This is a genomic window from Ruania suaedae (genome assembly GCF_021049265.1).
Classification (GTDB): Bacteria; Actinomycetota; Actinomycetes; order Actinomycetales; family Beutenbergiaceae; genus Ruania; species Ruania suaedae.
In genome coordinates, this window is the sequence record NZ_CP088018.1 from 1,982,707 (window position 1) to 2,009,681 (window position 26,975).

Genomic DNA, 26,975 nt, shown 5'->3' on the forward strand with positions numbered 1-26,975 from the left:
CACGCCATGCACGGATGATCGCCGAGCGCCGTGACCCGGTGCGGAGAGAAGAGAAGAGTCGTGACCTCACGCAACGAAGCCGGACCTCTGATCAACGGCCTGCTCAGCCAGGTGCCGGACATCGACCCGGACGAGACCGGCGAGTGGCTCGAGTCGCTCGATGGCCTGATCGAGGCCCGGGGCGGCCCTCGCGCCCGCTACATCCTGCTCAACATGCTCAAGCACGCCCGGGAGCGCGACGTCGCCGTGCCCTCGGCGATCACCACCCCCTACGTCAACACCATCGGCGTCCATGACGAGCCGTACTTCCCCGGCGACGAGGCCGTCGAGCGCCGCTACCGCTCCTACCTGCGGTGGAACTCCGCCGTGATGGTCACCCGGGCCCAGCGGCCCGGCATCGCCGTCGGCGGTCACATCTCCTCCTACGCCTCGGTGGCCACGCTCTACGAAGTGGGCCTGAACCACTTCTTCCGCGGCAAGGACCACCCCGGCGGCGGCGACCACATCTACTTCCAGGGCCACGCCGCCCCCGGCATGTACGCCCGTGCCTACCTCGAGGGCCGCCTGAGCGAGGACCAGCTCGACTCATTCCGCCAGGAGCTCTCCCGCCCCGGCGGCGGCCTCCCCTCCTACCCGCACCCGCGGAACATGCCCGACTTCTGGGAGTTCCCCACGGTCTCGATGGGTCTGGGCCCGGCCTCGGCCATCTACCAGGCCTGGGTGAACCGGTACATGCAGTTCCGCGGCATCAAGGACACCTCTGAGCAGCGGGTGTGGGCCTTCCTCGGCGACGGCGAGATGGACGAGCCGGAATCGCGCGGGATGCTCCAACTGGCCGCCCAGCAGAACCTGGACAACCTCACCTTCGTGGTCAACTGCAACCTGCAGCGCCTCGACGGCCCGGTGCGCGGCAACGGCAAGATCATCCAGGAGCTCGAGGGCTTCTTCCGCGGCGCCGGCTGGAACGTCATCAAGGTCGTCTGGGGCCGCGAGTGGGACGCCCTGCTCGAGGCCGACAAGGACCGCGCGCTGGTCAACCTCATGAACAACACCCCCGACGGCGACTTCCAGACCTATCGGGCCGAGGACGGCGCGTTCATCCGTGAGCACTTCTTCGGGCGCGACCCGCGCACCAAGCAGCTCGTGGCCAACATCAGCGACGACGACATCTGGGCGATGAAGCGCGGCGGGCACGACTACCGCAAGCTCTTCGCCGCCTACAACGCCGCCGTCAACCACACCGGCGCACCCACGGTGATCCTCGCCCACACCGTCAAGGGCTACGGGCTGGGTTCCTCCTTCGCGGGCCGTAACGCCACGCACCAGATGAAGAAGCTCAAGGAGAACGACCTCAAGGGCCTGCGTGACTCGCTGCGCCTGCCGATCTCCGACGAGGCCATCGAGGCCGACCCGTACCTGCCCCCGTACTATCACCCCGGCATGGACTCGCCCGAGATCGAGTACATGATGGACCGGCGCAAGAAGCTGGGCGGATTCCTGCCCGAGCGTCGCTCCAAGTACACCGAGGTCACCCTCCCGGCCGACAAGGCCTACCAGCGCCTGGCCAAGGGATCCGGCCAGCAGGAGGCCGCCACCACGATGGCCCTCGTGCAGCTGTTCAAGGAGCTCCTGCGGGACAAGGACTTCGGCCACCGCATCGTGCCGATCATCCCCGACGAGGCGCGCACGTTCGGCCTGGACGCGATCTTCCCGAGCCTGAAGATCTTCAACACCAACGGGCAGAACTACCTCTCGGTCGACCGCGAGCTGCTGCTCAGCTACAAGGAGGACGAGGCCGGCGGGCTGCTGCACACCGGCATCAACGAGGCCGGCTCGGCCGCAGCCTTCCAGGCCGTCGGCACCTCCTACGCCACCCACGGCGAGGCGATGGTGCCGTTCTACTTCTACTACTCGATGTTCGGGTTCCAGCGCACCGGTGACCAGTTCTGGGCCGCCGGGGACCAGCTCACGCGAGGGTTCCTCATCGGGGCCACCGCCGGCCGTACCACGCTGACCGGTGAGGGGCTGCAGCACGCCGACGGCCACTCCCCCGTGCTGGCCGCCACCAACACTGCGGTGGTCCAGTACGACCCGGCCTACGGCTACGAGATCCGCCACATCGTCAAGGACGGTCTGGAGCGGATGTACGGCGCCGAGGCCACCACCGGCGAGGGACGTGACCCGAACGTCATGTACTACCTCACTGTGTACAACGAGCCGATGATCCAGCCGGCCGAGCCGGAGGACGTCGACGTCGAGGGCATCCTCAAGGGCATCCACCGCCTCGAGACCCCCACCGACGGCGAGGGCCCGGTCGTGCAGCTGCTGGCCTCCGGTGTGGCCGTGCCGTGGGCCCTCGAGGCCCGCGACATGCTCGCCGAGGACTGGGGCGTACGCGCCGGCGTGTGGTCGGTGACCAGCTGGGGTGAGCTCCGCAAGGACGGCCTCGCCACCGACCGGGAGCGGTTCGTCAACCCCGGTGGTGAGCAGCGCCAGGCGTACGTCACCGAGAAGCTGGCCGACGCCGGTGGCCCGTTCGTGGGCACCTCCGACTACGACTTCCAGGTCCCTGACCTCATCCGCGCCTGGGTCCCGGGCGACTACTGGACGCTCGGCGCCGACGGGTTCGGGTTCTCCGACACCCGCCCGGCGGTGCGCCGCCACTTCCTCATCGACACCCAGTCGATCGTCACCCGCGCCCTGCAGGCGCTCGCGGCGCGCGGCGAGGTCGAGGCCGACGTCCCGGCCCAGGCCGTGGAGAAGTACCAGCTGCTCGACGTCAACGCCGGCACCACCGGCACGGCGGGCGGGGACGCCTGACTGGCGCCCTCACCGCGCACACACCACGACGGCGGACCTCACCCGGGAGGGTGGCTCCGCCGTCGTCGTGTGTGCCGTCCGACAGGTGCCCGGGACGGGTGCCTCAGTCCTGTAACAAGCGCCTCAGTGGTTCTCGGCCGCCTCGGCGCGGGCCACGAACGGCTCCAACTCGGCCACGATCCGTGAGGTGCCGGAATCCTTGCTCGACTCGGCGAGGTCACGCAGGTGGCGACGGGCCTCTCCGACCCGGCCCGCCTCCAGTGCGGCCTCGACGATCTGACGGCCCGCCTCCGGGGAGTGATCGGCCGGAGACCAGTGGCCCACGCCCAGCCCGAGGGCATCGGCGGGCAGGTGCGCCGAGCGCAGCATCCGGATGCCCTCGATCAGGGCGTGCCCGGAGGTGTCGCGCTCACAGGCGGCGCCGAGCCGGCGCATCGCGCCGTCCTTGTCGTCCTCGAGGGACAGCCGCGCCAGCTCGATCAGCGGGTACCAGCCGCGCGGTCGCCCGGCCAGCTCCTCGGCCAGAGCCCAGTGGGCGGTGTCGGCCGCGCGGGAGGAGGTCACCGGTTCCGCCTCGGCGCTCAGCGGGTCCGGGTGCTCGACCTCGGCGGCGCGCCGGCGGACGATCTCGGCAAGCGTGGAAAAGGCCTCGACGTCGTTGGGGTCCTCCTCCAGCCGCGCCCGGAGCCGGGCCTCGGCATCGGCGTCGGCGGGCGGTGGTGCGGAGGTGACCCGCACCGGAGCCGCACGCCGCCGGACGTCCGGTCGGAGGGCGTCTCGCAGGCGCTTCAGGAGGGACATACGACCAGCGTATCGGAGCACCTCCGTCCTCACCTGCGCTGCGCCGGGACCGGCTCCACCACCCTCCTGGCAGGGCGCGTTTGTGGGAATCCCACAATCGCACCGGCTAGCCTGGAGGCCATGACGAGTGCGCGCGAGGACGGCTCCACGCCGGAGATGGTCCGCCGGTTGCGCGGCGGCACCGACCTGCTCACCGCGGCGGCCATGCGCCGACTCGACGCCGACCTGCCCTGGTACCGAGCGCTGCCCGCCGAGGATCGTTCCTGGATCGGGCTGGTCGCCCAGTCCGGGATCGCGAGCTTCATCGCCTGGTACGAGAACCCCGGGCGCGGCTCCTACAACGCCGCGGAGATCTTCCGTGCCGCCCCGCCGGAGCTGACGCGATCGATCTCGCTGCAGCACACGCTGCAGCTGGTGCGCATCGTGGTCGAGATCGTCGAGGAGCACACCCACGATCTGGCAGCCCCGGGCCAGCAGGCGACGCTGCGCGAGGCGGTGCTGCTCTACTCCCGGGAGGTGGCCTTCTCCGCCGCGGAGGTCTACGCGCGGGCGGCCGAGAGCCGTGGCGCCTGGGACGCGCGGCTGGAGGCCCTCGTGGTGGACTCCCTGCTGCGCGGGGACCCGGACGACTCCCTGCACTCGCGGGTGGCCGCCCTCGGCTGGGCCGGGCGCGGCAGCACGCTGGTGATGGCCGGTACGGCCGAGGAGTCGATGGACGAGGTCGCCGCCGCCGACCTGCGCCGGGCCGCACGGCGTGCCGCCCAGGACGCGCTGGTCGGGATTCAGGGCGACCGGCTAGTCGTCGTGCTCGGCGGGGAGGGCAACCTGCGCGAGCAGGCGCACGCGCTGCTGGACCGGTTCGGTCCCGGACCCATCGTGATCGGACCGGAGGTGCCCGAGCTGGCCGACGCCGGCCGTTCCGCCCGCGCGGCACTCTCGGCACTCGATGCCGTGCGTGCCTGGCCGAGCGCCCCCCGCCCGGTGCTCGCCGACGAGCTCCTCCCCGAGCGGGTGCTGACCGGGGACCGGGACGCGCGGCGCACCCTGATCGCCCAGGTGTACACGCCGCTGCAGTCGGTCGGCGGGCCGCTGCTGCAGACCTTGAGCGTGTACCTGAACGAGGGCCGCTCCCTCGAGGCCACCGCGCGCCAGCTCTACGTGCACCCGAACACGGTGCGCTACCGGCTGCGCCGCATCGCCACGGTCACCGGATGGGACCCGGTCGATGCCCGCGAGGGCTTCGTGCTGCAGATCGCGATCGCCGTCGGCAAGCTCGCCGAGGGCGTGGCACTGTGAGCCAGCGCACTGCCCACACCGACCGCTGGTTTGTAGGGTGGACACAAACGCCCCCAGCCAACTCGGTGCGATCCGTCGTGCCCGGGGCAGCGCCCGCGAGGGAAAGGTGAGAACGGTGATCGCACTACTGAGTCCAGGACAGGGAGCACAGGCTCCCGGCATGCTCGCGCCATGGCTCGAGGTCGCCGGAGCACCCGAGCTGCTGGCCACCTTCAGCGAGGCCGCCGGGCAGGATCTGCACACCCTGGGCACGAGCGCCGACGCGGAGACCATCAAGGACACCGCGCTCGCGCAGCCGCTCATCGTGGCCGCCTCCCTGCTGAGCCTGCACGCCTTGCAGGCCGAACTCGCCGCCCGCGAGCCCGCCCTGACCGAGGCCGGGGCGTGGGTCGATGTCGCCGCCGGCCACTCCGTCGGCGAGTTCGCTGCTGCCGCCGCGGCCGGGGTCCTGCCGGCCACCGACGCGCTCCGGCTGGTCGGGGTGCGCGGCAGGGCGATGGCCGAGGCCGCGAGCCGGGCCGAGACCGGGATGAGCGCCGTCGTCGGTGGTGTGGCCGAGGAGGTCGAGGCCGCCCTCGCCGCTCACGACCTCGTCGCAGCCAACGTCAACGGCGGCGGGCAGGTGGTCGCCGCCGGGCTGCGCTCCGACCTGGCCGCGCTGGAGGCCGACCCGCCGGCGCGCGCCCGGGTGATCCCGCTGCCTGTGGCCGGTGCCTTCCACACCTCCGCCATGGCCCCGGCCGTCGAGACCGTCCGCGCCGCCGCGGGCAGCCTGACGCCGGCCGACCCCGCCGTCACGCTGCTCAGCAATGCCGGCGGCGAGGCCATCGGTTCCGGCGCCCAGGCGCTCGAGGCGATGGTCGCCCAGATCTCCTCCCCGGTGCGCTGGGACCTGTGCCAGGAGGCGATGCTGACGGCGCAGGTGAGCGCCGCCGTCGAGCTTGCACCCGCCGGCGTGCTGACGGGCCTGGCACGGCGCAGCATGCGCGGGGTCGAGACCGTCGCGCTGAAGTCCCCGGACGACCTCGCATCCGCGGTCGACCTCGTCCTGCGCACCCGTTCCCCGAGGGAGTCCTGATGTCCAAGCCCACGCTCGCCCTGCGTCCCCCCGTGGCCGGCAGCCGGCTGTTGTCCGTCGGCGGGCTGCGCGGGGAGAACCTCGTGCCCAACGACGACATCGTCGGCCCGATCAACTCCTCCGACGAATGGATCCGCCAGCGCACCGGGATCAGCACCCGCGCACGCGCCGACCGGACCACCTCGGTCAAGGACCTGGCCGTGGGTGCGGCCCAGGACGCGCTGGCCAAGGCGTCACTGACCGGCGCCGACCTGGGCGCGGTGCTCGTCTCCACCGTCACCCACTTCGAGCAGACCCCCTCCCTCGCCGCGCTGGTGGCCGACGCCATCGGGGCCACTCCGGCCGCGGCCTACGACATCTCCGCGGCGTGCGCCGGCTATTGCTACGGCATCGCCCAGGCCGATGCGATGGTTCGCTCCGGCACCGCTGAGCACGTGCTGGTGATCGGCGTCGAGAAGATGAGTGACTTCATCGACCCGACCGACCGGTCGATCTCCTTCCTGCTCGGCGACGGGGCCGGCGCCGCCGTGGTCGGGCCCTCGGACACCCCCGGGATCGCTCCCACCGTCTGGGGCAGCGACGGCGGCCAGGCCGGAGCGATCTACCAGACCCACTCCTGGCTGGACTACCGCCGGGCCGAGCTCGGCGAACCGGTACCCACCGACACCCCCGAGCTGGCCGAGGAGGTCAGCCAGATCACCTCCCCCACGCTGCGCCAGCAGGGGCCGACGGTGTTCAAGTGGGTCATCTCCTCGATGCCGGACATCGCCCGCCGCGCCGTCGAGGCTGCCGGCCTGCAGCTGCACGACATCGATGTGTTCATCCCGCACCAGGCGAACATGCGCATCACCGACCAGCTGCTGAAGCTGATCGACTTCCGCGAGGACGTCGTGGTCGGCCGCGACATCGCCGACACCGGTAACACCTCGGCCGCCTCGATCCCGCTGGCCACCGAACGGCTGCTGCGCGAGGGGCAGGCACGCAGCGGCGACATCGCCCTGCAGATCGGCTTCGGCGCGGGGCTGGTCTACGCCGCGCAGGTCGTGGTCCTGCCCTGACGGCGGGCCGGAGCGAACCGGACCCCAGAACCCCCGCGCGCCGGTTGGCGGTGCGGGCCACCCGTCGGGAACACTGGACCCGATTGTCGACCCCCACGAGAACGGAGCACCCATGGCGCACAGCAACGAGGAAATCCTCGCCGGTCTGGCAGAGATCGTGAACGAGGAGACCGGACTGGCCACGGACGCGGTCCAGCCCGAGAAGTCCTTCACCGACGACCTCGACATCGACTCGCTGTCGATGATGACGATCGTCACCCTCGCCGAGGAGAAGTTCGAGGTCCGGATCCCCGACGAAGAGGTCAAGAACCTCACCACCGTGGGCGACGCCGTCTCGTTCATCGCCCAGGCCCAGGCCTGAGCCGACCCACGGCCCACCCGGGCGCGGCACCGGCCGGTGCCGCGCCCGGGGCACCACCCTCACCCCAATCCCTGACGGAGATCAGCCATGACCGACCAGCCGAACGTCGTCGTCACCGGCCTCGGGACGACCAACCCCCTCGGTGGTGACGTCTCGAGCACGTGGGCCGGAGCCCTCGCCGGCCGGTCCGGAGTGCGCACCCTCCCGCACGACTGGGTCGCCGAGTTCGACCTGCCCGTCACCTTCGCCGGGCAGCTCGCCGTGCCCCCCGAGGACGTGCTCCCGCGCCCCCAGATGCGCCGGATGGACCCCAGCGCCCAGTTCGCGATGATCGCCGCCCGCGAGGCCTGGGCCGACGCAGGCACCCCCGAGCTCGACGGTGAGCGCATCGGTGCGGTCATCGCCTCCGGGATCGGCGGCGTCACCACCCTCGTCAATGCCTGGGACACCATCCGGGACAAGGGTGCGCGCCGCGTGCTGCCGCTGACGGTGCCGATGCTCATGCCCAACTCCCCCGCCGCCTACGTCTCCATCGAGATCGGCGCCAAGGCGGGCTCGCACACGCCGGTCTCCGCCTGCGCCTCCGGCGCCGAGGCCATCGCCTACGGGCTGGAGATGATCCGCACCGGTCGCGCCGACGTCGTCGTGGCCGGCGGCACCGAGGCGGCCACCCACCCGCTGCCGATCGCCTCGTTCGCGAAGATGCAGGCGCTCTCGACCCGCAACGACGACCCGGCCGGCGCCTCCCGTCCCTATGACGTGGACCGGGACGGCTTCGTCCTCGGTGAGGGGGCCGCCGTCGTGGTGCTGGAGAGCGAGGAGCACGCCCGGGCCCGCGGCGCACGCATCTACGCCCGGGTGGCCGGTGCCGGCATGAGCGCCGACGCCTACGACGTCGCCCCTCCCGACCCCTCCGGTGCCGGGCAGTCGCGCGCCCTGCGGCTGGCCCTCGAGAACGCCGGGATCACCGCCGCGGACCTGGTCCACATCAACGCCCACGCCACGTCGACTCCGGCCGGCGACGGCGTCGAGGCTGCGGCCATCCGCGCCAGCCTCGGTGAGCACGCCGACCACGTCGCGGTCTCGGCCACCAAGTCGATGACGGGGCACCTGCTCGGCGGCGCTGGGGCACTGGAGTCGCTGCTGACGATCCTGGCCGTGCGTGACCACCAGGCTCCCCCGACGATCAACGTCGCGAACCCGGAGCCGGGCCTGCCGATCGACCTGGTGCGCGACACCCCGCGCGACCTGCCGGCCGGGCAGATCGCGGCGCTGAACAACGCCTTCGGTTTCGGTGGTCACAACGTCGCGCTGGTCATCACCAGCGCCTGAACCACCCACGACGGCGGCCGGTCACCGAGGTGACCGGCCGCCGTCGTTCGTGTGTGTCAGTGGGCCGGCTCAGCCCACTCGGTGCAGCCAGCGGACCGGCACCCCGGCGCCGGCGTAGCGGAACGGCTCCAGCTCGTCGTCCCAGGCCTGCCCGAGGGCCAGCTCCAGCTCACGCGCCATCCGGACCGGATCGCTCGCATGCTCCATCGCGGCCCGCACGCGATCCTCGGGCACGACGTTGTTCCCGTAGGCGTCCACCTGGGAGTGGAAGATCCCGAGCTCGGGTGTGTGGCTCCAGCGGCCGCCGTCGACGCCCCGGCTGGGCTCCTCGGTGACCTCGTAGCGCAGATGGGTCCATCCGCGCAGCGCCGAGGCCAGGCGAGCACCGCTACCGGCCGGGCCCATCCACGACGCCTCCGCGCGGTACATCCCGGGTGCCGCCGGTTGAGCGGTCCAGTCGAAGGACATCCGGGCCTCGATGACCGAGCCTGCTGCCCACTCGACATGCGGGCAGAGCGCGCGCGGCGCTGAGTGCACGAAAAACACACCGCGGGTGATCACACCAGACATGTCGTTTCCCTCCTGTGTTCGGTCGAGATGCGTCTTCCCCAACGTCCTCGGCCGTGCACAGTCACGAGACGACTCGCGGCTACCTGCCCCATCATGCCCTATCGGAGCCGGTTCGCGCATCCCTCGGCGCGCGGGAACGGGTTCAGAACCGGTCCCGGACCACCCATAGGGCCTCCTTGCGCACGGCCGGCTCCAGCCGGGACAGGTACAGCCGCCCGTCCAGGTGGTCGCACTCGTGCTGCAGGCAGCGTGCCATCAGGCCCTCACCCTCCACGACGACGGACCCGCCATCGAGGTCGGTGCCCTCGACCCGGGCATAGCGCCCGCGCCGGGTCGGGTAGAACAGGCCGGGCACCGACAGGCATCCCTCGTCCCCCTCCTGCGCGTCCTCGGAGACCTCCACCAGCCGGGGGTTGAGCACATAGCCGAGATCGCCCTCGATGTTCCAGGCGAAGGCGCGCATGCTCACCCCGATCTGGTTCGCGGCCAGCCCCGCTCGCCCGTCGTGGTCGACGGTCTCGAGCAGGTCCGAGACCAGCGAGCGGACGCGGCCGTCGATGGCGGTGATCTCGTCGCAGGGTGTGCGCAGGACAGGGTCTCCGACCACGCGGATGTCACGGAAGGCCATGGTCACGATCCTGCCACGGGCGGCGCTCCGCCATGACCGCAGGCTAGCTCGGCCTGACCGAGTAGGTGATCGTCCTGACGATGGTGTAGTCCAGGTTGTCCTTCGCCTGGATCGTGAGCGTGTAGTCCATCGTGCTCAGGAACTGGTTGGCGTAGGGGCTGGTGGTGGCGGGCACCGACCACTGTCCGGTGGAGGCGTTGAACGTCGTGTCCCGATAGTTGCAGGAGCTGACCCAGCTGCTGCCACTCCAGCACTGTGTGCCCAGAAAGCCGGTGCGGCGCAGGATGTACTGGACCGGCGAGACGACGGTGCCGTTGCTGTCGGTGGCCGTGCCGCACGCGGCCTGGTTCGGACCGCACCGCGCCGCGACGTTGGCACGCGTCACCGCCCCGGTGTTGGAGGCCCCGTCCAGCGGTTCGGTGAAGGTGATGGTGGGGGGACTGGGCGCCTCACCGCAGGTGAGCACGTTCGCCTGCGAGCGCGAGAACGGGGTGTAGAGGTACACGGCGGATTCCCAGGTGGTGCCGGCCACCCGGGCGAAGACCCGCAGGTAGTAGGTGGTGCCCGCGGTCAGTGCCGGCGAGAACTCGCCCGGGGACACCGTGACCGTGCGATTGGCGCCCGATCCCGTCATCTGCTTGGCCGAGGAGACGGGCTCGCCCCCCGAGGCGGCGGTGTAGGCCCGTACCCAGTAGGTGTAACGGGGATCGGACGCGGGGGTGGTCACCGTCATCGACGGCGACGGCGAGGAGGAGCAGGTCCCGCCCGTCGGCTGGCCGACCCGGTGGGTCATGAACCCCGAGGTGTTGACGGTACCGGTGTCGCTGAAGGCGGCCGCGGTCGGCTCGGCCGGCTGCAGCGCGACCAGGGCGGGCAACGCCACCACCAGCAGACTCGCCACCACCCGGCCGGTACGACCGGCACTGTCGGCACTGTCGGAGCGGTCCTCGGCATCCGGGGTCTCGCCGGATCCGGCTCGAGGCCGCCCGCGGGAGCTGCGCACGGAGGTCCACACCCCGAACACGACGCCGGCCGCGAGGACGCCGGCACCGAACACCACGAACGGGTTCGCCAGCGACGACAGGACGCTGCCCACCCCGGGCACCGAGAAGATCAGGCGATCGGCCTCGGTCACCGGGTACGGCTCGGCGTCGGGAGCGCCGTTGGCGTCGCCCTGCAGCGTCAGCAGCGCCTCACCTGCGCTCTCCTCGACGGCCACGATCCGGTGCGTGACCCTGGTGCCCTCGGCCGACTCGACACTGACGACGTCGCCGACCGCGAGGTCGGCCGCCGGCACCGTGCGGGCCACGCCGAGAGAGCCGGCGGGGATCTCCGGAGACATGGAGCCGGAGGTGAAGACGAGCGGAACCAGACTCAGAGTTGCGACGAGCACGGCGGCGACCAGGCTCAGTGCCCCGAGCACCGCGCCCATCCACAGCAGCGCGTCGGCGATCCTGCGCATCACGGAGCCTGCACCTGCACCGCGCTCAGCCCGATCTGCAGCGTGGTCAACTGGGCCTGCAGCGCGTTGGGCGAATCGGTGTGGAGCAGGATCCGCGCGCAATAGACGCGCACCTCGCCGGGTTCGAGCACCTGGTCGGTGGGATGGATGTCGGCCGTGCTCGTGGTGCTGACGGCCTGGTTGCTCACTGCGGTCCCGGAGCACGTGCCGGAACGGTTGAACATCTCCTCGCTCCCGGTCTCGGTCGGCGTGCTGTCGGGGTGGATCTGCACCCGCAGGCCGCTGCCGGATGCCACGAGGTCGTTGTTCGTCGTCGTGATGGTGGCGTTGTAGGCGAACGGGACGGTGCCCGCGTTGCGCACGGCGAACGGGCGGGCGATGCTCTCGCCGGGCGTGAGGTCGGCGATGGTCAGCTCGGAGTACCGGTACTGCCCACCCTGGCCCGCCAGGTTGGTGCTGTTGTCTGCGGTGGTCCCCACCGTGAGGTCGAGAGTGCCCGATTCGATGGGGCCGGTCTCGATCGTCGCCGTGTCGGTGTAGTAGGCCATCGTCCCCACGCCTGCGGGGAAGGCGAACAGGCCCAGGCACAGCACCAGGCGGATGTGCACCGAACGCACCCGACGGCGGCGCACCCGTGGCCGCCCGTCGGAGGCTGTGCTGGAAGGCTGGCTCATCGGGTGACTCCGTCCAGGAGGTCGTCGTCGGAGGACCGCCGGGTGATCAGGAAGGTGCCGGCCGCACCCAGGGCGAGGCCCACGAGCAGGAGCTCGGGCCCGAGGGTGCTGCCGGTGTCGGGCAGGGACGGGCCGCCGCCGGGATCACCGGGGCTGCCGGCACCGTCGTCGCCCGTGCCGGCATCGGTGGGCACATCACCGACCAGGGTGACGCGCAGCACCACGGGCATCAGGCGATTCTGCGTGTCGTTGCCGGAGGCGGGGTCGAAGGCGGCCCGCACATCGACCGGGACGGCCCGATCGACCGCCACGCCGTCCAGCGTGACCTGCCCAGGATTCGCACCGACATCCAAGGGCCTCCACGCGCCGCCGTCGAGGCGCACGCTGAGGGAGACGTCGGCGGCAAGCACGGGATCGCCGCTGGGGCTCAGGGCCGCAACTGTCATGGCCGCCGCGGACGGACCCTCGTTGCGTACGTGGAAGGTGTGGGTCTCCTCATCGCCCGGCACCCAACGTCGATCGGCGTCGAACAGCGGGAGGCTCAGTTCGGGCCCCCAGGTGCGGCCGTCGTTGCTGAGGCCGATCTCGTCGGCAGCGGAGGCGGCGGAGGGCCAGAGCAGGGCGAACAGCACGGCAGGCACCACGACGGCGAGGCGTCGTCGTCGGGTTGTCATGTGTCCGGACCTCCTTGGTCTCGGCTGCTTCGGCGTTCGAGGGCTGCCAGGCGGAACTTCCACACCGCGTAGACGAGCAGGGCTGCTGCCGCCGCGCTGGTCACGACCTCCCTGGTGGGGCCGGAGACCCACGTGGTGACGTGGCCCAGGTGCGGCACCGCGTACCAGAGGCGGCCCCGGATCTGGACCTCGCGGACCGGTTCGGCATCGGCCACGTTGTTCGTGTCCCCCTGCGTCCGCAGCACCCGTTCCCCGGATCCACCCAGGCTCGAGCCGACGGAGACGACGCGGTGGGTGACCACCGCGGCCTCTCCTGACGCGAGCTGGTAGGTGATGACGTCACCGACCGCGATCTCCTCGATCGCGACGGGCTTGACCACCACGAGCGTCCCGGGTGGGTAGCTCGGCTGCATCGAGCCGGTGAGCACGGCGTAGGGGGTCCCGCCGGCCACGCGAGGGAGCAGGACGCCGGCGATCAGCACCAGGACCAGCACCATCAGGACCGCCCACACCAGCGCGCGCCACGCGAGACGCAGCGCGGACCGGTGTGGGCGCCCGGCGGTGGCGGACGAGCGGCGATGCCGCTGGCCCTGCACCGGGACTGACGACGCCCTCACCCGGCTGCGATCAGGGCGCCTCGTCGACGTTCGTCTGGACCGCCACGAGGCCGAGCGAATCGAGGTCGACGATGCCGTCCTGCCCGTCGTTGTTCGGCTCGTCGCCGTAGGGGTAATCCACGGTGACCTGGGCGGTCAGGGTGTACGTTCCGGCCCCTTCGACCTCGGAGATGACAGCACCGGTATCGTCGAGCAGCTCGACCTCCGCGGTCAGCTCGTCGGCGAGAGCGTTCTCACCCTCCGGCGGCAGCGTCAGCGGGTCGATGGTCAAGGTGGCGCCGATGTTGTCACCCTCGAGCACGAGCGTGGCCACGCAGTCGTTGGTCACGGTGTCACCGGGGACGATGAGGTCCGCCGGGGTCTCGTCGGTGTAGACGAAGCCCTCGCAGTCGGCTGCGGTGAGCGCGATCGAACCCGCCTCGATGGGCCCGGCGTCGACCTCGTCCTCGGCGGTCCAGTAGGCGAGCGTGCCGGCGCCGCCGAGCAGCAGCGTCGCTGCGGCTCCCACGGCCAGGGCGCCCTTGGTGGAGTTCTTCACGTGTCTTCTCCCTAGGTTCGTGCCGGCCGAGTCCCGACCAGTGCTCAGGGGACCCGAGCCCCCTGAGCACCCATTATTCGGGCATAAACTGTACACCTGTCAAGCCCGTGGACAGGACGGGGTACTCCATGTGGCTCGTTCGGTGCCGGTGCCCGTTCGGCGCCTCCCGGTCAGTAGTCGGCCAGGTCCCAGGCATAGGTGGGTACGGACCCGGTGAAGTCCAGCCACGGCTCCCACAGGATGCCGCCCGGTTCACGCGGAGCGTCCATGAGTGCCCAGCCCGTGTAGGTCTCCCCGGGCTGCATCTCCGAGGGCGCGGTCTGGGACTGGTCCAGGCAGAACAAGCCGTCGATACCGCTCACATCGGCGATCTTGTTGCCGCTCGTGTCGAGCAGACCGGTCTCGAACCCGACGAAGCTCCAGGTGCCCTCGGAGTAGTCGGCGAGCTCGGGGAGGGTCGTGAACTCGAACTGCATGGCCACGTACTCGCCCTCGGGGTCGGAGCACATCATGGAGCCGGCCTCCGGTTCCCAGTTCCGCTCGACCTCCAGCAGTCGCACCTCCACGATCGGGGTGCCGTCGCTGACCACCAGCGCGGGCTCGGACGGAGCCAGGAGCTCCACGTCGCCCTCGATCGTCGGCGTGTCGCCGCCGTCGTCCGTCGGTTCCTCGGTCGGGGCGTCGGTGGTGGGATCGTCGGTCGGAGCGTCGGTGGTGGGATCGTCCGTGGGTTCCTCGGTCGGTTCGGAGGTCGTGGTCGGGGACACCGGCGTAGCGGTGTCCTCGTCGTCACCGAAGATGAGGCTCAGGGCGAGCGCGATGCCGCCGACCACCACGATGACGCCGACGATCACGGCACCGATGACGAGGCCCGTCCGGTTCTTGCGTGGCTCACCCGGGCCCGAGCCGGACGCACCGGCCCAGCCCGGTCCCCCAGGCCCACCCGGCCCTCCCGGATACCCGGGCTGGTCGCCGCCTCCCCAGGTGCCACCGCTACCGGGCGGCGGCGCGCTCGCGTACGACCCCGCATAGCTCCCGGGGCCCTGCGGCGGGTGGTGTCCCGCCGCAGCGTCCTGACCGGGTGCGAACGGTCCGGGCGCTGCCCCGGGGAACTGCTGCGACTGCTGGGGCGGCGGGAACTGCTGCGTCGGCTGGGACTGCGGGAACTGGGCCGGCGGGAACTGCTCCGTCGGCTGGGCCTGCTCCGTCGGCTGGGACTGCTCGGGCTGCTGGGGCGGCTCAGGCTGGAACTGCTCGGTCGGATGCTGGGTCCCAGGCCCGGGCTCGGGTGCTACCTCACCCTCGGGCTGCGCCCGGTCTCCGCCCTGGGGCGCGGCCGCGGCGTCGTCGGGGAGCCAGAACTCCCAGCCGTGCGGGGCCGGGGGCCAGGTCGGGTCGGGCTGCCACCCCTGGGGTGGTTCCCATCCCGCCGGTGGCGTCGGCCACCCGGGCGGCGGGTTGAATCGGTATCCCATCACAACTCCCTGCTCAGAACCCTCGGACAGCGCTCATCGTAGAGAAGTTGCGACCCGGCCGCGCCCCCCGCCCATGGACAGCACTACCCGCCTTCAGTCCACGTCCACGCTGAGGGTCACGAACGAGTGCGCCGGCAGCTCCACCCGCAGACCGTCGCCGGACCTGGTGACGCCCTCGTGCGCGCGCGGTGCCACGGTGTCCGGGGCCTGCGGGGTGTTGTGCCCGGCGAGCTCGGGAGCGGTGAGCGCGCGAGCCCGGACGGATCCGACCTGGCAGCCGCGCAGGTCGAGGTCCACCACGGCCGGCTCACCGGCGTCCAGGTTCGACAACGAGACCAGCACCGTGCCGTCCTTCCTGCTGGCCGAGAGCGAGACGGTCGCCAGCGAGGTCTCCCCCACCTCACGCTCGGGCAGCCCGCCCGGCACGTCCACCCGCAGGCTGGCCGCGTCCTGGTGACCGGAGTTCATCTCGAACACGTGGTAGGTCGGGGTGAGCACGAGTGCACCGGAGTCGGGATCGGTGAGGATCATCGCCTGCAGCACGTTGACCGTCTGGGCGATGTTCGCCATCACCAGCCGGTCGGCGTGGCGGTGGAAGATGTCGAAGTGAGTGCTCGCCACGAGCGCGTCCCGCATCGTGTTCTGCTGGTACAGGAAGCCCGGGTTGGTGCCCGGCTCGACGTTCCACCAGGTGCCCCACTCGTCCAGCACCAGGCCGACCTTCTTGTCCGGGTCGTAGTTGTCCATCACCGTGGAGTGGCGCCGCAGCAGATCGTCGGCGAAGGCGGCCTTGGCCATCGTGGCGTAGTAGTCGTCCTCGGTGAACTCCAGGGCACTACCCTTGTCGTGCCAGGGGCCCACCACCGAGTAGTAGTGAACCGAGATCGCCTGGTAGATCCCCCGCGGGTCCCTGCCGCACCCGCCGAGCTCGTTGAGCGCCTTCATGAGCGTCTCGGTCCACACGTAGTCATCGGAGTTGGCGCCCGCCGCGATCCGGTAGAGCCGGTTGTCGCCGTGGTCGCGGCAGTATGTGGCGTAGCGGCGGGCCTCCTCGGCGTAGTGCTGGGCCGACATGTTGCCCCCGCACCCCCAGGCCTCGTTCCCGATGCCCCAGAACGGCACCGTCCACGGCTCCTCGCGCCCGTTCTGCTTACGCAGACGCACCATCGGCGAGTCACCGTCCCGGGTGAGGTACTCGACCCAGTCGGCCATCTCCCGCACCGTGCCGGAGCCGACGTTGCCGTTGATGTAGGGCTCGGCTCCCAGCATCTCGCACAGGTCCATGAACTCGTGGGTGCCGAAGTGGTTGTTCTCCTCCACATTGCCCCAGTGCGTGTTGACCATCGCGGGACGCTCGTCCTTGGGCCCGATCCCGTCCATCCAGTGGTACTCATCGGCGAAGCAACCACCCGGCCAGCGCAGGTTCGGGATCTTCAGCGCCCGCAGCGCCTCCACGACATCGCGCCGGATCCCGCGCTCGTTCGGGATCTCACTGTCCTCACCGACGTAGAAGCCGCCGTAGATGCAACGGCCCAGGTGCTCGGCGAAGTGGCCGTAGACGTGCCGGTTGATCACCGGTCCCGGGACGTCGGCGTTGATGATGGCCCGGGTGGCGGGTGCGCTCATGAGGAGGACTCCAGTGTCTGTCGGGACGACGCGTCGTTGTAACGTTAATCAGCCTAGTGCGCGGCTCCCCCGATCGCCAGAGGCCCTCGCGCGCGCCGCGCCATCTGCCCGACATGTCACCGACACCGCGGCGTCACCGCACTCCCCCTACGCTGGGCAGGACATCCAGCCGGGAGGTGGACATGAAGATCGGCATCCTGACCAGCGGCGGCGACTGTCCGGGGCTGAACGCGGTCATCCGAGGCGCCGTGCTGCATGGGGTGAAGAGCCATCAGGACACCTTCGTAGGGTTCCGGCACGGGTGGCGGGGCGTCCTCACCAACGACGCGATCACCCTGGACCGCACCGATGTGCGAGGGCTTGCCGGTGACGGCGGCACGATCCTGGGGTCCTCGCGCACCAACCCGATGGACGGCCCCGACGCCGGGGTCGCCACCGTGGCGGCCACGCTGCAGCGCCGTGAGCTCGACGCCCTGGTGGTGGTCGGCGGCGAGGGCAGCCTGGCGGGTGCCAAGCGGCTCGCCGAGGAAGGGCTGCCGATCGTCGGCGTTCCCAAGACCATCGACAACGACCTGCAGGGCACCGACTACACGTTCGGGTTCGACACCGCGGTCTCCATCGCGACCGACGCGATGGACCGGCTGCGCACCACCGGCGAGTCCCACCACCGCTGCATGGTCGCCGAGGTGATGGGCCGGCACGTGGGCTGGATCGCGCTGCACTCCGGCGTCGCTGTCGGAGCTCACGCCGTGCTCATCCCCGAGCAGAGCGTGGGGATGCCGGAGGTGTGCGCGTGGGTGCAGGACGTGCACGACCGTGGCCGTTCGCCCCTGGTCGTGGTCGCCGAGGGGTTCATCCCGGCCGAGCGTGAGGACGTGCTGGCCGAGAACGGTACCGATGCCGCCGGCCGGCCCCGGCTGGGAGGCGTCGGCGCACTGGTGACCTCCGAGATCGAGCGACGGACCGGGATCGAGACCCGCAACACGATCCTCGGCCACGTCCAGCGCGGCGGGAACCCCACCGGCTTCGACCGCGTGCTCGCCACCCGGTTCGGGATGGCTGCCGTGGACCTGGTCCATGACGGCGCGTGGGGGCAGATGGTCTCGATCCGCGGCACCGAGATCGAGCGGGTCGACCTCACCGAGGCGCTGGCGGGCCTGAAGACGGTGCCGCAGCACCGGTGGGACGAGGCGCGGGCGCTCTTCGGCCGGTGACGCCCGGACAGCGAAACGGCCCCGGACCGCAATGGTCCGGGGCCGTGCTCGGTGCTCCCTCAGTTGGACTCGAACCAACAACCGTCCGATTAACAGTCGGATGCTCTGCCAATTGAGCTATGAGGGATCGCGCAGACAATACTAACGCACCGGCGCGGGTGCTCCGACCGCTCGCAGCGCCCTCAGTCGAGGCCGACGGCGGCCCGGACCCGTTCCTCCAGCGCCGCCGCTCGCTCCTGCACGTCCGCCGGCGGGCGCCGCACCCCAGAGATCGTCACCTGCGAGAAGAGGGAGCCGTCGGCGTTGCGGCGCACCGCCCCGCGCAGGTGCCCGCCACCGGGCAGTGAGACCGTCTCGAGGACGACCAGGGAGTGGTCCACCCGCTCCTTGATCGTGTAGGCGAGCTCACGCACGCCCGTCCCTTCACCGACGTCGAGCGAGGTCGCCGGCGCACCGTCCACCCAGGTCACGATGATCGTGCCGGCCTCGCTGTCCCATCCGGCCGCGTCCACCTCCGACCACGGGCGGTCGACCTCGACACCCTCCTCGCCCCACGTGAGCAGGCCGACGGTCGTCACCACCACGCCGCCACCGCCGGCCAGGTCGGTCGATCCCAGCACCCGCGCACCGGCCTCCAGGCGCGAACGGACGGCGTCGGGCAGCTCGCTACGGCGTCTCCTCATAGCCCCGACCGTAACCCCTGCAGGCACCCATTAGGCTTGCTGCGCCGCCCCAGTAGCTCAGCCGGTCAGAGCAGCGGACTCATAATCCGTCGGTCGTGGGTTCAAGCCCCACCTGGGGCACCGCTGCGCGCGAGCAGGCGCTCGTACACCGCGAGCGTTCCCTCGGCCATCCTGGCCCAGGTGTGCCGCTCGGCGTGGGCGCGCCCGGCCCGCCCCATGCGTGCGCGGGCGGCCGGCTCCGCCAGCAGGCTCGCGACGGCGCCGGCCCAGACGCGGGGTTCGCGGGAGGTCAGCACGGTGCCGGTCTCGCCGTCGAGGACGGCTTCCACCAGGCCGCCGGAGGCGGCGGCCACCACCGGGACGCCGCTCGCGGCGGCCTCCAGCGCGGTGAGGCCGTAGGTCTCGGAGTGCGAGGGGGCGAGCACGAGGAGCGCACCAGCCATGAGGGCAGCGAGATCGTCACGCTCCTGCGGCTGCAGGAATCGCACCCGGTCCTGCAGACCGCGCGCGGCCACCAGCCGGTGCAATTCCTGGACGTACTCCTCCTCCCCTGCCGTCGCACCGCCGCAGATCACCAGGTCCGGTGCGGTGGCCGGCTCCAGCCCCGCCAGCGTCTCGATCGCCAGGTCCACCCCCTTGAGCGGTTCCAGCCGGGCGGCGACGAGCAGGTAGTCCCGCCCACGGCGGTCGCGCTCGACGGCGCGCGGCGGCGGGCCGGTGTGCGGGCGGAACCGCATCGTGTCCACACCGGGCGGGACCACGTGCACGCGGTCGGGCGCGGCACCCAGGCGCTCGACGATGGTGCGGGCCTCGGCGGTGCTGACGGCGAGCAGGGCGTCCGCCCGCCCGGCCAGGTCCGCCTCCGCCGGCAGCCGGCCCGGGGATTCGGGGCGCTCGCCCTCACCCAGCTCAGTGTGGGCGGGCGCGGCGATCGAGTGGAACGACTGCACGAGCGGCACCTGCCAGCGCTCGACCGCCGGCCCGGCGGCCAATCCCGAATACCAGTGGTGGGCGTGCACGAGGTCGTAACGCGGGCCGGCGAGCAGCTGCCGGCCGAACTCGGTGACCAGGGCCTCGTGCTCGCGCTTGGGCAGCACCCGGGGCGGGCCCGCCGTGATCGAGCGCAGCCGCACTCCCCCGTCGAGCTCGACCACGTCCGGCACGTCGGGATCGGCGCGGCGGGTGAGTATCTCGACGTCGCACCCGCTGGCATGCAGCTGCGCGGTCAATTCGCGGATGACGACGTTCATGCCACCGACGTCACCGGAACCCGGCCGTGCGCCCGGGGAGGTGTGCAGGCTGAGCATCGCGATCCGTGGAGACACCCGGGAAGCCTACTGAATTCCTCGGCTGCGCCCGGCCGCCGGCCGGGACCGGCCGGGGTCAGTTCGCGGCGTAGTACGCCACCTGGGTCGCATCGTCCGGCACGCCGATCGCGAACACGCCGTCCATCGCGTCACCGGTGGGCACCTCGAAGATGTAGGTGCCCGAGACCTGCTCCCCCGGCTCCACCGGATCGAGGAAGTAGGCGTCGTCGGGCGCGACCGCCCGCGAACCGTTGTACTGCTCGCGATCGGCGCCGAAGTAGGCCATCTGCAGCTCGTCGTAGACCTCCAGGGTCTCCTGGCTGTTGTTGGTCACCGTGGCGTAGACGTAGACGTACTGGGTGCCGGCAGGCGGCTCGTCACTGCCGTCGGCGACGATCTGATCGGTCTCGTCCCACTCCGGATCGTGCACGGAGACCGTCCAGTCCCCCACGGTCGCCTCGGTGCCCAGCTCCAGCACGTCCGCCGGGGTGGTGGGCTCGGGGTCGGCCGTCGGCTCCGGGGTGGTCGGCTCCACCGAGGTGGGCGCCGGGGCCGGCTCGGTCGTCGGATCGTCGCTGCCGCCGAGCACCTGCGTGACGCCGAAGGCTAGGGCGGCGAGGACAGCGAGGCCCACGAGCACGGCCACGACGACGATAACGGCCTTGTTCGACTTCTGCGGCGGCGGCCCGCCCGGACCGCCGTAGCCGGGCTGCCCATAGGGCCCGCCCGGCCCACCGGCCCCGCCGTATCCCGGCTGGGGTCCGTAGCCAGGCTGCGGCCCGTAGCCCGGAGTGGGCACAGCGGGCACGTGGCCGGGCCCGCTCGGCTGAGGGGGCTGCCCGGGCCCTGGTTGCTGCGGCTGCTGCGGGCCATACCCGCCATACCCGCCGGTCTGCGCCGGCGGCTGACCGAACGGCTCGCCCGCTCCGGGCCTCTGGCCCCCGGCGGGCTGGCCGTAGGGACCGGGCGGGTTCTGGTCGCTCATGTCGCCAGGCTATCGCTCCGCCGCACCGCCACGCACCCAGCTGCCCGCCCGCCGCTAGCCGGCGTCCTGCAGCCCCCGGCGCCGCTCCTCCACGGCGAGCAGCTCGGCGAAGGCCTCGGCATAGGCGGGATCGTTGGGGTCCATGCGCTGCAGGCGACCCTTGGCGTCGGCGATCTGCCGGGTCAGGCCCATCCGGAGCAGCGCCACCAGGACCCCCCGCGCGTAGTGACCCAGGGAATCCGGCCGGTCCTCGGGAAGCGGTGCCACGGCGAGCTCGGTCACGAGCGTCGCCACCGGCCCGCCGGCCGCCTCCCGGACCTCCTCGGCCCACAGCGCCGCGGCCCGGTCGCTGCCCTGGGCGCCCGCCCCGCCCGCGAGCAACCCGCCGGCGAGCTCGCCGAACCGGCGGGTGCCCCCGACGGACCGGATCGCATCGTGCACCGCACGGTGGGCCGGGGCCACGAAGGTGTCGGCGCCGAGGTCGTCGAAGCCGGCCTCCAGCGCATGCTGCGGCAGCTGGATCACCACCTCGAGCACCTGCCGCTCGAGTCTGGCCACCGGGTCGGAACGGTCGACGGCGGGGCGGGCTGCGCCGTCGGGGGCCTGCCCACGCCCGCCTGCGGCCGGGCGGGAGGGCCCCCCGCCCTGGGCGGGTGCCCGGCCGGCCTGCTGCACGGCCTGGCGCACGGTCCCCTCGTCGAGCCCGAGCCACCCCGCGAGCTCGCGGATGTAGCCGGCGCGCAGCACCCGGTCGCGGATCCGCGCGACCACGGGCGCTCCGATCCGCAGCCCGGTCGAGCGCCCCTCCACCGTCTCCAGGTCGACCTGCCGCAGCACCGACCGGATCGCGAACTCGAACAGCGGTTCGCGTGCCGAGACCAGCTCCCGCACGGCCTCGTCGCCTCGGTGCTGACGCAGCTCGCACGGGTCGACGCCGCTGGGCTCGACCGCGACGAAGGTCTGGGTGGCGAACTGCTGATCCTGGTCGAAGGCACGCAGGGCCGCCTTCTGCCCCGCCTCGTCGCCGTCGAAGGTGAAGACGACCTCGCCGCCCAGGGCAGCCCCGGAGGAGAGCATCAGGCCCGCCGTCGGGCCCGCGGTGTCCCCCAGCATCCGCCGTACGACCTTGATGTGCTCGGTCCCGAAGGACGTGCCGCAGGTGGCCACCGCGGTGGGCACGCCGGCCAGGTGCATCGCCATGACGTCGGTGTAGCCCTCGACCACGACGACCTGCTTGCGCTTGCCGATCTCGCGTTTGGCCAGGTCGATGCCGTAGAGCACCTGGGACTTCTTGTAGATCGACGTCTCGGGGGTGTTGAGGTACTTCGGGCCCTGGTCGTCCTCGTACAGCTTGCGTGCCCCGAAGCCGACGACGTCCCCGGCCAGGTCCCGGATCGGCCACACCAGCCGCCCCCGGAACCGGTCGTAGCTGCCGCGATTGCCCTGGGAGAGCAGCCCCGAGGCCGTCAGCTCCGGCTCGGTGAAGTGCTTGCCCCGCAGGTGCCGGGCCAGGTTGTCCCACCCCCGGGGGGCGTACCCGACACCGAAGTGCTCCGCCGCGGCACGGTCGAACCCACGCTCGGCGAGGAACTCCCGGCCGGTCTTGCCCTCCTCGGTCAGCAACTGGGCGGCGAAGTACTCCGCCGCCACCCGGTGGGCCTCGATGAGCCGCTGACGGCGCCCGGGCTCCTCCCGCGGCCGGCGGGGGCCGCCGTCGTCCTCATAGCGCAGCTGAATACCCGCGCGGCCGGCCAGGTGCTCCACCGCGTCGGTGAAGGGCAGGTGGTCAATCTTCTGCACGAACGAGATGACGTCCCCGCCCTCGTCGCACCCGAAGCAGTGCCACAGCCCGAGCTGGGGCCGCACGTGGAAGGAGGGCGTGCGCTCGTCGTGGAACGGGCACAGGCCCTTCATCGAGCCCACCCCGGCGCTGCGGAGCGTCACGTGCTGGCCGACGACGTCCTCGATCGTCGCACGCTCGCGCACGGCCGCGATGTCCTCGCGGCGGATCAGCCCAGCCATGGGCCGAGTGTAGGTGCTCCGCAGCGTTCTTCCGGCGCGCTCACAGCAGGGTGCCGACCTGCGGACCGCACATCCGCGCGTGCCACTCCAGCGCGGAGAGGTCGGTGAGCGAGGCCACCTGGTCCACCACCACCCGCAGCCGGATGTCGTCGTCGTCAGCGTCGGCGAAGTCCTCCGCGAACATCTCCGCCAGCGCGATCTCGGCCCGGTCGTAGAGCACGGCGACCAGGTCGGTCAGGATCAGCCGCTGGCGCTGGTAGAGGGTGTCCTCCTCCCGCGGGGCCATCACGTAGGTCGCCGCGATGCCCTTGAGGATGCTGATCTCGGCGAGCACCGCGTCCGGGACCACGAGGTCGGCGTCGTAGCGCACCAGCGGCCCGTCCCCGAACCGAGCCCGGGTGGCGCGCCCGGCGGCGTCGCAGAACCGGCCGATGAGCTGGCTGGTCATGTCCTTCAGGCGGGCCTGACCGCGGCGGGTGCCGTCGTAGCGGGTGACCCAGTAGTCCAGTCCGGAGAGGGTGTCGATGGCGGCGTCCAGCTCCGCGTCACCGACCGCCGGGTCGTACCACTGGCGCACCTGGGTCAGGACGCGGTCGCGCTCGCTCTCCTGGGTCAGGGTGCTCAGGTCCACCCGACCGGAGAAGACGGCATCCTCCACGTCGTGCACGGAGTAGGAGACGTCGTCGGCCAGGTCCATGACCTGGGCTTCGATGCAGCGCGCCAGCGGCGGCGCACCCTGGCGCAACCAGTCGAAGACGGGCTGGTCGTCGTCGTAGACCCCGAACTTGCGGGTGGTGCCCCCGTCCGGGCGGACGGGCCCCTGACCCGCGGCCCACGGATACTTGGTGGCGGCGTCCAGGCTGGCGCGGGTGAGATTGAGGCCCACGCCCGCGCCGTCGGGGGTGAAGGTCTTCGGCTCCAGCCGGGTCAGCAACCGCAAGGTCTGGGCGTTGCCCTCGAAGCCGCCGATCGCGGCGGCCACCTGGTCGAGGGCTGTCTCGCCGTTGTGCCCGAACGGCGGGTGCCCGAGGTCGTGGGCGAGGCAGGCGGTGTCGACCACGTCGGGGTCGCATCCCAGCGACTTGCCGAGCTCGCGACCCACCTGGGCCACCTCGAGGGAGTGCGTCAGACGGGTCCGGGCGAAATCGTCCGTCCCCGGGCCCAGCACCTGGGTCTTGGCCCCGAGCCGGCGCAGCGCCGAGGAGTGCACGATGCGTGCGCGGTCGCGCTCGAACGGGGTGCGGTGCGCCGATTTCGGTGGCTCGGCGTACCACCGTTCGACGTCACCCGGCCCGTACTCCCCGGGTGCGGCAGTGTTCTCGTGGCGCACGCGCTCCACCCTAGCCAGTCTGGCAGCCGCCCTCAGCCGCCGGAGACCGAGGACTCGGCCTGGGCGATCATCTCCCGCAGCGCGTCGTCCATGTCCCGGCTCCGCAGCCAGCCCTCGGGCACGTGCGGGGTCTTCGGCGTGCCCGCCCGCCCGCGCGGGCCCTCGGCTCCGGCGCCCGGGTAGGGCTGATCCAGATCGAGCGCCGCCAACCGCTCGTCCAGCTCGGCCAGGGTGCTGACCAGCCCGAGCGCGGCGCGCGCCTCACCCCCGACCACGTAGCCCTTGAGGTACCACGCCATGTGCTTGCGCAGCTCGCGCAGCGCCTTGAGCTCGTCCCCGAAGTGCTCGACCATCAGCTCGGCGTGGCGACGCAGCACGGCGGCCACCTCGGCCAGCCCTGGCCGCACCCGCACCGGCGAGCCCGAGAAGGCCGCCACCAGGTCGGTGAACAACCACGGCCGGCCCTGGCAGCCCCGCCCGACGACGACCCCGTCGCACCCGGTCTGCTCCACCATGGCCAGAGCGTCCTCGGCCGACCAGATGTCCCCGTTGCCGAGCACCGGGATGTCGGTGACCGTCTCCTTCAGCCGGGCGATCGCCTCCCAGTGCGCGGTCCCGGAGTAGTAGTCCGCGGCCGTGCGGGCGTGCAGCGCCACCGAGGCGGCGCCGGCCTCCTGCGCGCGCAAACCGGCGTCGAGGTAGGTGAGGTGGTCGGTGTCGATACCCATCCGCATCTTCACCGTGACCGGGATGCCGGACCCGTCCGCCTCCTGGCACGCCGCGGTGACGATCGCCGAGAACAGCTCGCTCTTCCAGGGAAGCACCGCTCCCCCGCCCTTGCGGGTGACCTTGGGCACCGGGCAGCCGAAGTTGAGGTCGATGTGGTCGGCGCGCCGCTCGGTGACCAGCATCCGCACGGCGAGGCGCACGGTCGCCGGATCCACGCCGTAGAGCTGGACGCTGTGCACACGCTCACCGGCATCGCGGGAGATGATCCGCATCGACTCCGGGGTGCGCTCGACCAGGGCGCGGGAGGTGACCATCTCCGCGACGTAGAGGCCTGCGGGGGCGGGGCCGGCCGCCGTCGGGAGGTCGGTGGGCAGGCCGGCGGCGCCGGCCTCCCGGCACAGTTGCCGGAAGGGGGCGTTCGTCACGCCCGCCATGGGGGCGAGCACCACGGGGGTCCCGACGGCGATCGGTCCGATCTGCAGCGCACTCACCTGGCCATTGTCTCAGGTGGGCAGCTCGGGCTGGGCGGGGGGCTCGGGCCGGGCCTGACCGGTGCGCACGTGGCGGGAGGGAGCCGTCCGCACCAGGGCGGCGGCGAGCGCCGTGGTCGCCGGGATCGCCAGCACCAGCCCGATCGAGGAGACCAGGGTGCGCACCAGCTCCTCGGCGATCTCGCCGGCCGTCAGAGTGCTGCCCAGGGGCCGGTCGTAGAGCATCACGATCAGCAGGGTGGGCAGGGCGGTGCCGACATAGGCGAACGCCAGGGTGTAGACGGTGGAGGCGATGTGGTCGCGGCCGATGCGCATGGCGCGGCGGAAGATCCGGAGGCGGGACGCCGTCGGGGAGGCCGCATGCAGCTCCCACACGGCTGAGGCCTGGGTGATGGTGACGTCGTTGAGCGCACCGAGGCCGGCGATGACGATGCCGCACAGCAGCAGGTCGCGCAGGCCGACCCCGGGCAGCATCGCGTTCAGCATGATCGAGGTCTCCGAGCCGACCCCGCTGAGCTCGGCGGCCGCCGTGGCCCAGCCGGCGAGCGCCGTGGTCACGGCCAGGCCCGCGAAGGTGCCCAGCAGCGCCGTCGTGGTCCGGATCGATATCCCGTGGGCGAGATAGACGGCCACGAACATCATCGCGCTCGCACCGACGAGCGTGATCAGCAGCGGCGGCCCGCCGGTCATCAGCGCCGGGACGAGGAAGACCACCACGACGGCCATCGACAGCAGCAGCCCGCCGATCGCCATCAGTCCGCGCACCCGGGCCACCGCCAGCACCAGCAGCGAGTAGACGACGGCGAGGATGATCAGCGGGGTGCCGCGGACGAAGTCGACGAAGACGTAGGGGCTGCCCGAGCCCATCGCGCTGGCGGTGAAGAAGACGCGGATCCGGTCCCCTTCATCGATGCCGGCGGCGAAGATCTCCGGTGCCACCTGCACCGGCACCACGTCGTCGCTGCCGTCGTGCAGCTCGGCCCGGATCTCCTCCCCGGCATCGCCGGTGACCTCCACCACGGTGGCGTCGGCGAAGTTGGGCCCGTCGACGGGGTTGGGCTGGGAGCCCACCGGGGTGTCGCCGCTGGGCCACAGCAGCACCAGCCCGGCCAGCGTGGCCACCAGCAGCGGCAACGTGATCGCGAGCAGGATCCGCCGCGCCCGCCGCGCCTCCTGGTGGTCCAGGGGCACCGGACCGTGATGG

At 71.8% G+C, this 26,975-nt stretch carries 24 protein-coding genes and 2 tRNA genes; 8 read left to right on the top strand and 18 right to left on the bottom strand.

Annotation, left to right across the window (positions count from 1 at the left end):
- Positions 1-60: 60 nt before the first annotated feature.
- Positions 61-2,820, top strand: coding sequence for a pyruvate dehydrogenase (acetyl-transferring), homodimeric type (aceE, locus tag LQF12_RS09200; RefSeq protein ID WP_231052643.1), 2,760 nt, complete (start codon positions 61-63; stop codon positions 2,818-2,820).
- A 123-nt stretch (positions 2,821-2,943) separates the two neighbouring features.
- On the opposite strand, the gene LQF12_RS09205 is transcribed toward aceE, so the two are convergent.
- Entirely contained in the window at positions 2,944-3,621 is a 678-nt protein-coding gene (locus LQF12_RS09205; RefSeq protein ID WP_231052644.1) for a hypothetical protein, read from the bottom strand.
- A 120-nt stretch (positions 3,622-3,741) separates the two neighbouring features.
- On the opposite strand from LQF12_RS09205, the gene LQF12_RS09210 reads away from it, so the two are divergent.
- The 5 genes from LQF12_RS09210 (at position 3,742) to LQF12_RS09230 (ending at position 8,746) form a co-directional block, all read left to right on the top strand.
- Positions 3,742-4,917 carry a PucR family transcriptional regulator gene (locus LQF12_RS09210; protein WP_231052645.1) on the top strand — a complete coding sequence of 392 codons (1,176 nt, stop codon included), beginning with the start codon at positions 3,742-3,744 and terminating at the stop codon, positions 4,915-4,917.
- A gap of 115 nt (positions 4,918-5,032) precedes the next feature.
- Positions 5,033-5,995 carry an ACP S-malonyltransferase gene (locus tag LQF12_RS09215; RefSeq protein ID WP_231052646.1) on the top strand — a complete coding sequence of 321 codons (963 nt, stop codon included), beginning with the start codon at positions 5,033-5,035 and terminating at the stop codon, positions 5,993-5,995.
- Positions 5,995-7,053, top strand: a complete 1,059-nt coding sequence (locus tag LQF12_RS09220) for a beta-ketoacyl-ACP synthase III (protein ID WP_231052647.1) — start codon at positions 5,995-5,997, stop codon at positions 7,051-7,053. Before LQF12_RS09215 ends, LQF12_RS09220 begins: the two co-directional genes overlap by 1 nt.
- 112 nt (positions 7,054-7,165) lie before the next feature.
- On the top strand, positions 7,166-7,414 hold the full coding sequence (locus tag LQF12_RS09225; protein WP_231052648.1) for an acyl carrier protein: 249 nt from the start codon (positions 7,166-7,168) through the stop codon (positions 7,412-7,414).
- 87 nt (positions 7,415-7,501) lie between these two features.
- Positions 7,502-8,746 (top strand): beta-ketoacyl-[acyl-carrier-protein] synthase family protein, encoded by a 1,245-nt coding sequence (locus LQF12_RS09230; RefSeq protein WP_231052649.1) that lies wholly within the window; start codon positions 7,502-7,504, stop codon positions 8,744-8,746.
- A gap of 69 nt (positions 8,747-8,815) precedes the next feature.
- Here LQF12_RS09230 and LQF12_RS09235 read toward each other — a convergent pair whose 3' ends face one another.
- From LQF12_RS09235 to LQF12_RS09275, 9 genes are all read right to left on the bottom strand, one after another.
- Positions 8,816-9,316: a DUF3145 domain-containing protein gene (locus tag LQF12_RS09235; protein ID WP_231052650.1), complete on the bottom strand. Its 501-nt coding sequence runs from the start codon at positions 9,314-9,316 to the stop codon at positions 8,816-8,818.
- 142 nt (positions 9,317-9,458) lie between these two features.
- Complete coding sequence (def, locus tag LQF12_RS09240; RefSeq protein ID WP_231052651.1) at positions 9,459-9,944, bottom strand: peptide deformylase; 486 nt, start codon at positions 9,942-9,944, stop codon at positions 9,459-9,461.
- 43 nt (positions 9,945-9,987) lie between these two features.
- Positions 9,988-11,406 (bottom strand): signal peptidase I, encoded by a 1,419-nt coding sequence (locus LQF12_RS09245; RefSeq protein ID WP_231055572.1) that lies wholly within the window; start codon positions 11,404-11,406, stop codon positions 9,988-9,990.
- Positions 11,406-12,080 carry a SipW-dependent-type signal peptide-containing protein gene (locus tag LQF12_RS09250; protein ID WP_231052652.1) on the bottom strand — a complete coding sequence of 225 codons (675 nt, stop codon included), beginning with the start codon at positions 12,078-12,080 and terminating at the stop codon, positions 11,406-11,408. The genes LQF12_RS09245 and LQF12_RS09250 overlap by 1 nt, the downstream gene beginning before the upstream one ends.
- Complete coding sequence (locus LQF12_RS09255) at positions 12,077-12,754, bottom strand: LPXTG cell wall anchor domain-containing protein (RefSeq protein ID WP_231052653.1); 678 nt, start codon at positions 12,752-12,754, stop codon at positions 12,077-12,079. The genes LQF12_RS09250 and LQF12_RS09255 overlap by 4 nt, the downstream gene beginning before the upstream one ends.
- Positions 12,751-13,371, bottom strand: coding sequence for a signal peptidase I (locus LQF12_RS09260; RefSeq protein ID WP_231052654.1), 621 nt, complete (start codon positions 13,369-13,371; stop codon positions 12,751-12,753). Before LQF12_RS09260 ends, LQF12_RS09255 begins: the two co-directional genes overlap by 4 nt.
- 10 nt (positions 13,372-13,381) lie before the next feature.
- Entirely contained in the window at positions 13,382-13,909 is a 528-nt protein-coding gene (locus LQF12_RS09265) for an alternate-type signal peptide domain-containing protein (RefSeq protein WP_231052655.1), read from the bottom strand.
- A gap of 170 nt (positions 13,910-14,079) precedes the next feature.
- Positions 14,080-15,384 carry a hypothetical protein gene (locus tag LQF12_RS09270; RefSeq protein ID WP_231052656.1) on the bottom strand — a complete coding sequence of 435 codons (1,305 nt, stop codon included), beginning with the start codon at positions 15,382-15,384 and terminating at the stop codon, positions 14,080-14,082.
- Between the two features lie 93 nt (positions 15,385-15,477).
- On the bottom strand, positions 15,478-17,010 hold the full coding sequence (locus LQF12_RS09275) for an alpha-N-arabinofuranosidase (protein ID WP_231052657.1): 1,533 nt from the start codon (positions 17,008-17,010) through the stop codon (positions 15,478-15,480).
- Positions 17,011-17,192: 182 nt separating this feature from the next.
- Here LQF12_RS09275 and LQF12_RS09280 point away from each other — a divergent pair, with 182 nt between their 5' ends.
- Positions 17,193-18,224 (top strand): 6-phosphofructokinase, encoded by a 1,032-nt coding sequence (locus tag LQF12_RS09280; protein ID WP_231052658.1) that lies wholly within the window; start codon positions 17,193-17,195, stop codon positions 18,222-18,224.
- Positions 18,225-18,278: 54 nt separating this feature from the next.
- On the opposite strand, the gene LQF12_RS09285 is transcribed toward LQF12_RS09280, so the two are convergent.
- Together LQF12_RS09285 and LQF12_RS09290 are read right to left on the bottom strand one after the other, a co-directional pair.
- Positions 18,279-18,351: transfer RNA gene (locus LQF12_RS09285), tRNA-Asn, on the bottom strand.
- A gap of 55 nt (positions 18,352-18,406) precedes the next feature.
- A complete protein-coding gene (locus LQF12_RS09290) occupies positions 18,407-18,907 on the bottom strand; it encodes a hypothetical protein (RefSeq protein WP_231052659.1) in 501 nt (166 codons plus the stop codon).
- Positions 18,908-18,953: 46 nt separating this feature from the next.
- Here LQF12_RS09290 and LQF12_RS09295 point away from each other — a divergent pair.
- A tRNA-Ile gene (locus LQF12_RS09295) sits at positions 18,954-19,027 on the top strand.
- On the opposite strand, the gene LQF12_RS09300 is transcribed toward LQF12_RS09295, so the two are convergent.
- Genes LQF12_RS09300 through LQF12_RS09325 form a run of 6 tightly spaced genes read right to left on the bottom strand, consistent with a single transcriptional unit; the run spans position 19,009 to position 26,962 of the window.
- Positions 19,009-20,232 (bottom strand): glycosyltransferase, encoded by a 1,224-nt coding sequence (locus LQF12_RS09300; RefSeq protein ID WP_231052660.1) that lies wholly within the window; start codon positions 20,230-20,232, stop codon positions 19,009-19,011. The two genes, LQF12_RS09295 and LQF12_RS09300, sit on opposite strands and share 19 nt — an antisense overlap.
- Before the next feature lie 58 nt (positions 20,233-20,290).
- The gene (locus LQF12_RS09305) at positions 20,291-21,199 is read right to left on the bottom strand and encodes a DUF4352 domain-containing protein (RefSeq protein WP_231052661.1); all 909 of its coding nucleotides are present in this window, start codon (positions 21,197-21,199) and stop codon (positions 20,291-20,293) included.
- Between the two features lie 54 nt (positions 21,200-21,253).
- Positions 21,254-23,221 carry a DNA primase gene (gene dnaG / locus LQF12_RS09310; protein ID WP_231052662.1) on the bottom strand — a complete coding sequence of 656 codons (1,968 nt, stop codon included), beginning with the start codon at positions 23,219-23,221 and terminating at the stop codon, positions 21,254-21,256.
- 40 nt (positions 23,222-23,261) lie between these two features.
- Positions 23,262-24,551, bottom strand: a complete 1,290-nt coding sequence (locus LQF12_RS09315; RefSeq protein WP_231052663.1) for a deoxyguanosinetriphosphate triphosphohydrolase — start codon at positions 24,549-24,551, stop codon at positions 23,262-23,264.
- 32 nt (positions 24,552-24,583) lie between these two features.
- Positions 24,584-25,771: a tRNA dihydrouridine synthase DusB gene (gene dusB / locus LQF12_RS09320; protein WP_290370676.1), complete on the bottom strand. Its 1,188-nt coding sequence runs from the start codon at positions 25,769-25,771 to the stop codon at positions 24,584-24,586.
- A 12-nt stretch (positions 25,772-25,783) separates the two neighbouring features.
- Entirely contained in the window at positions 25,784-26,962 is a 1,179-nt protein-coding gene (locus LQF12_RS09325) for a YibE/F family protein (protein WP_231052664.1), read from the bottom strand.
- Positions 26,963-26,975 lie beyond the last annotated feature (13 nt).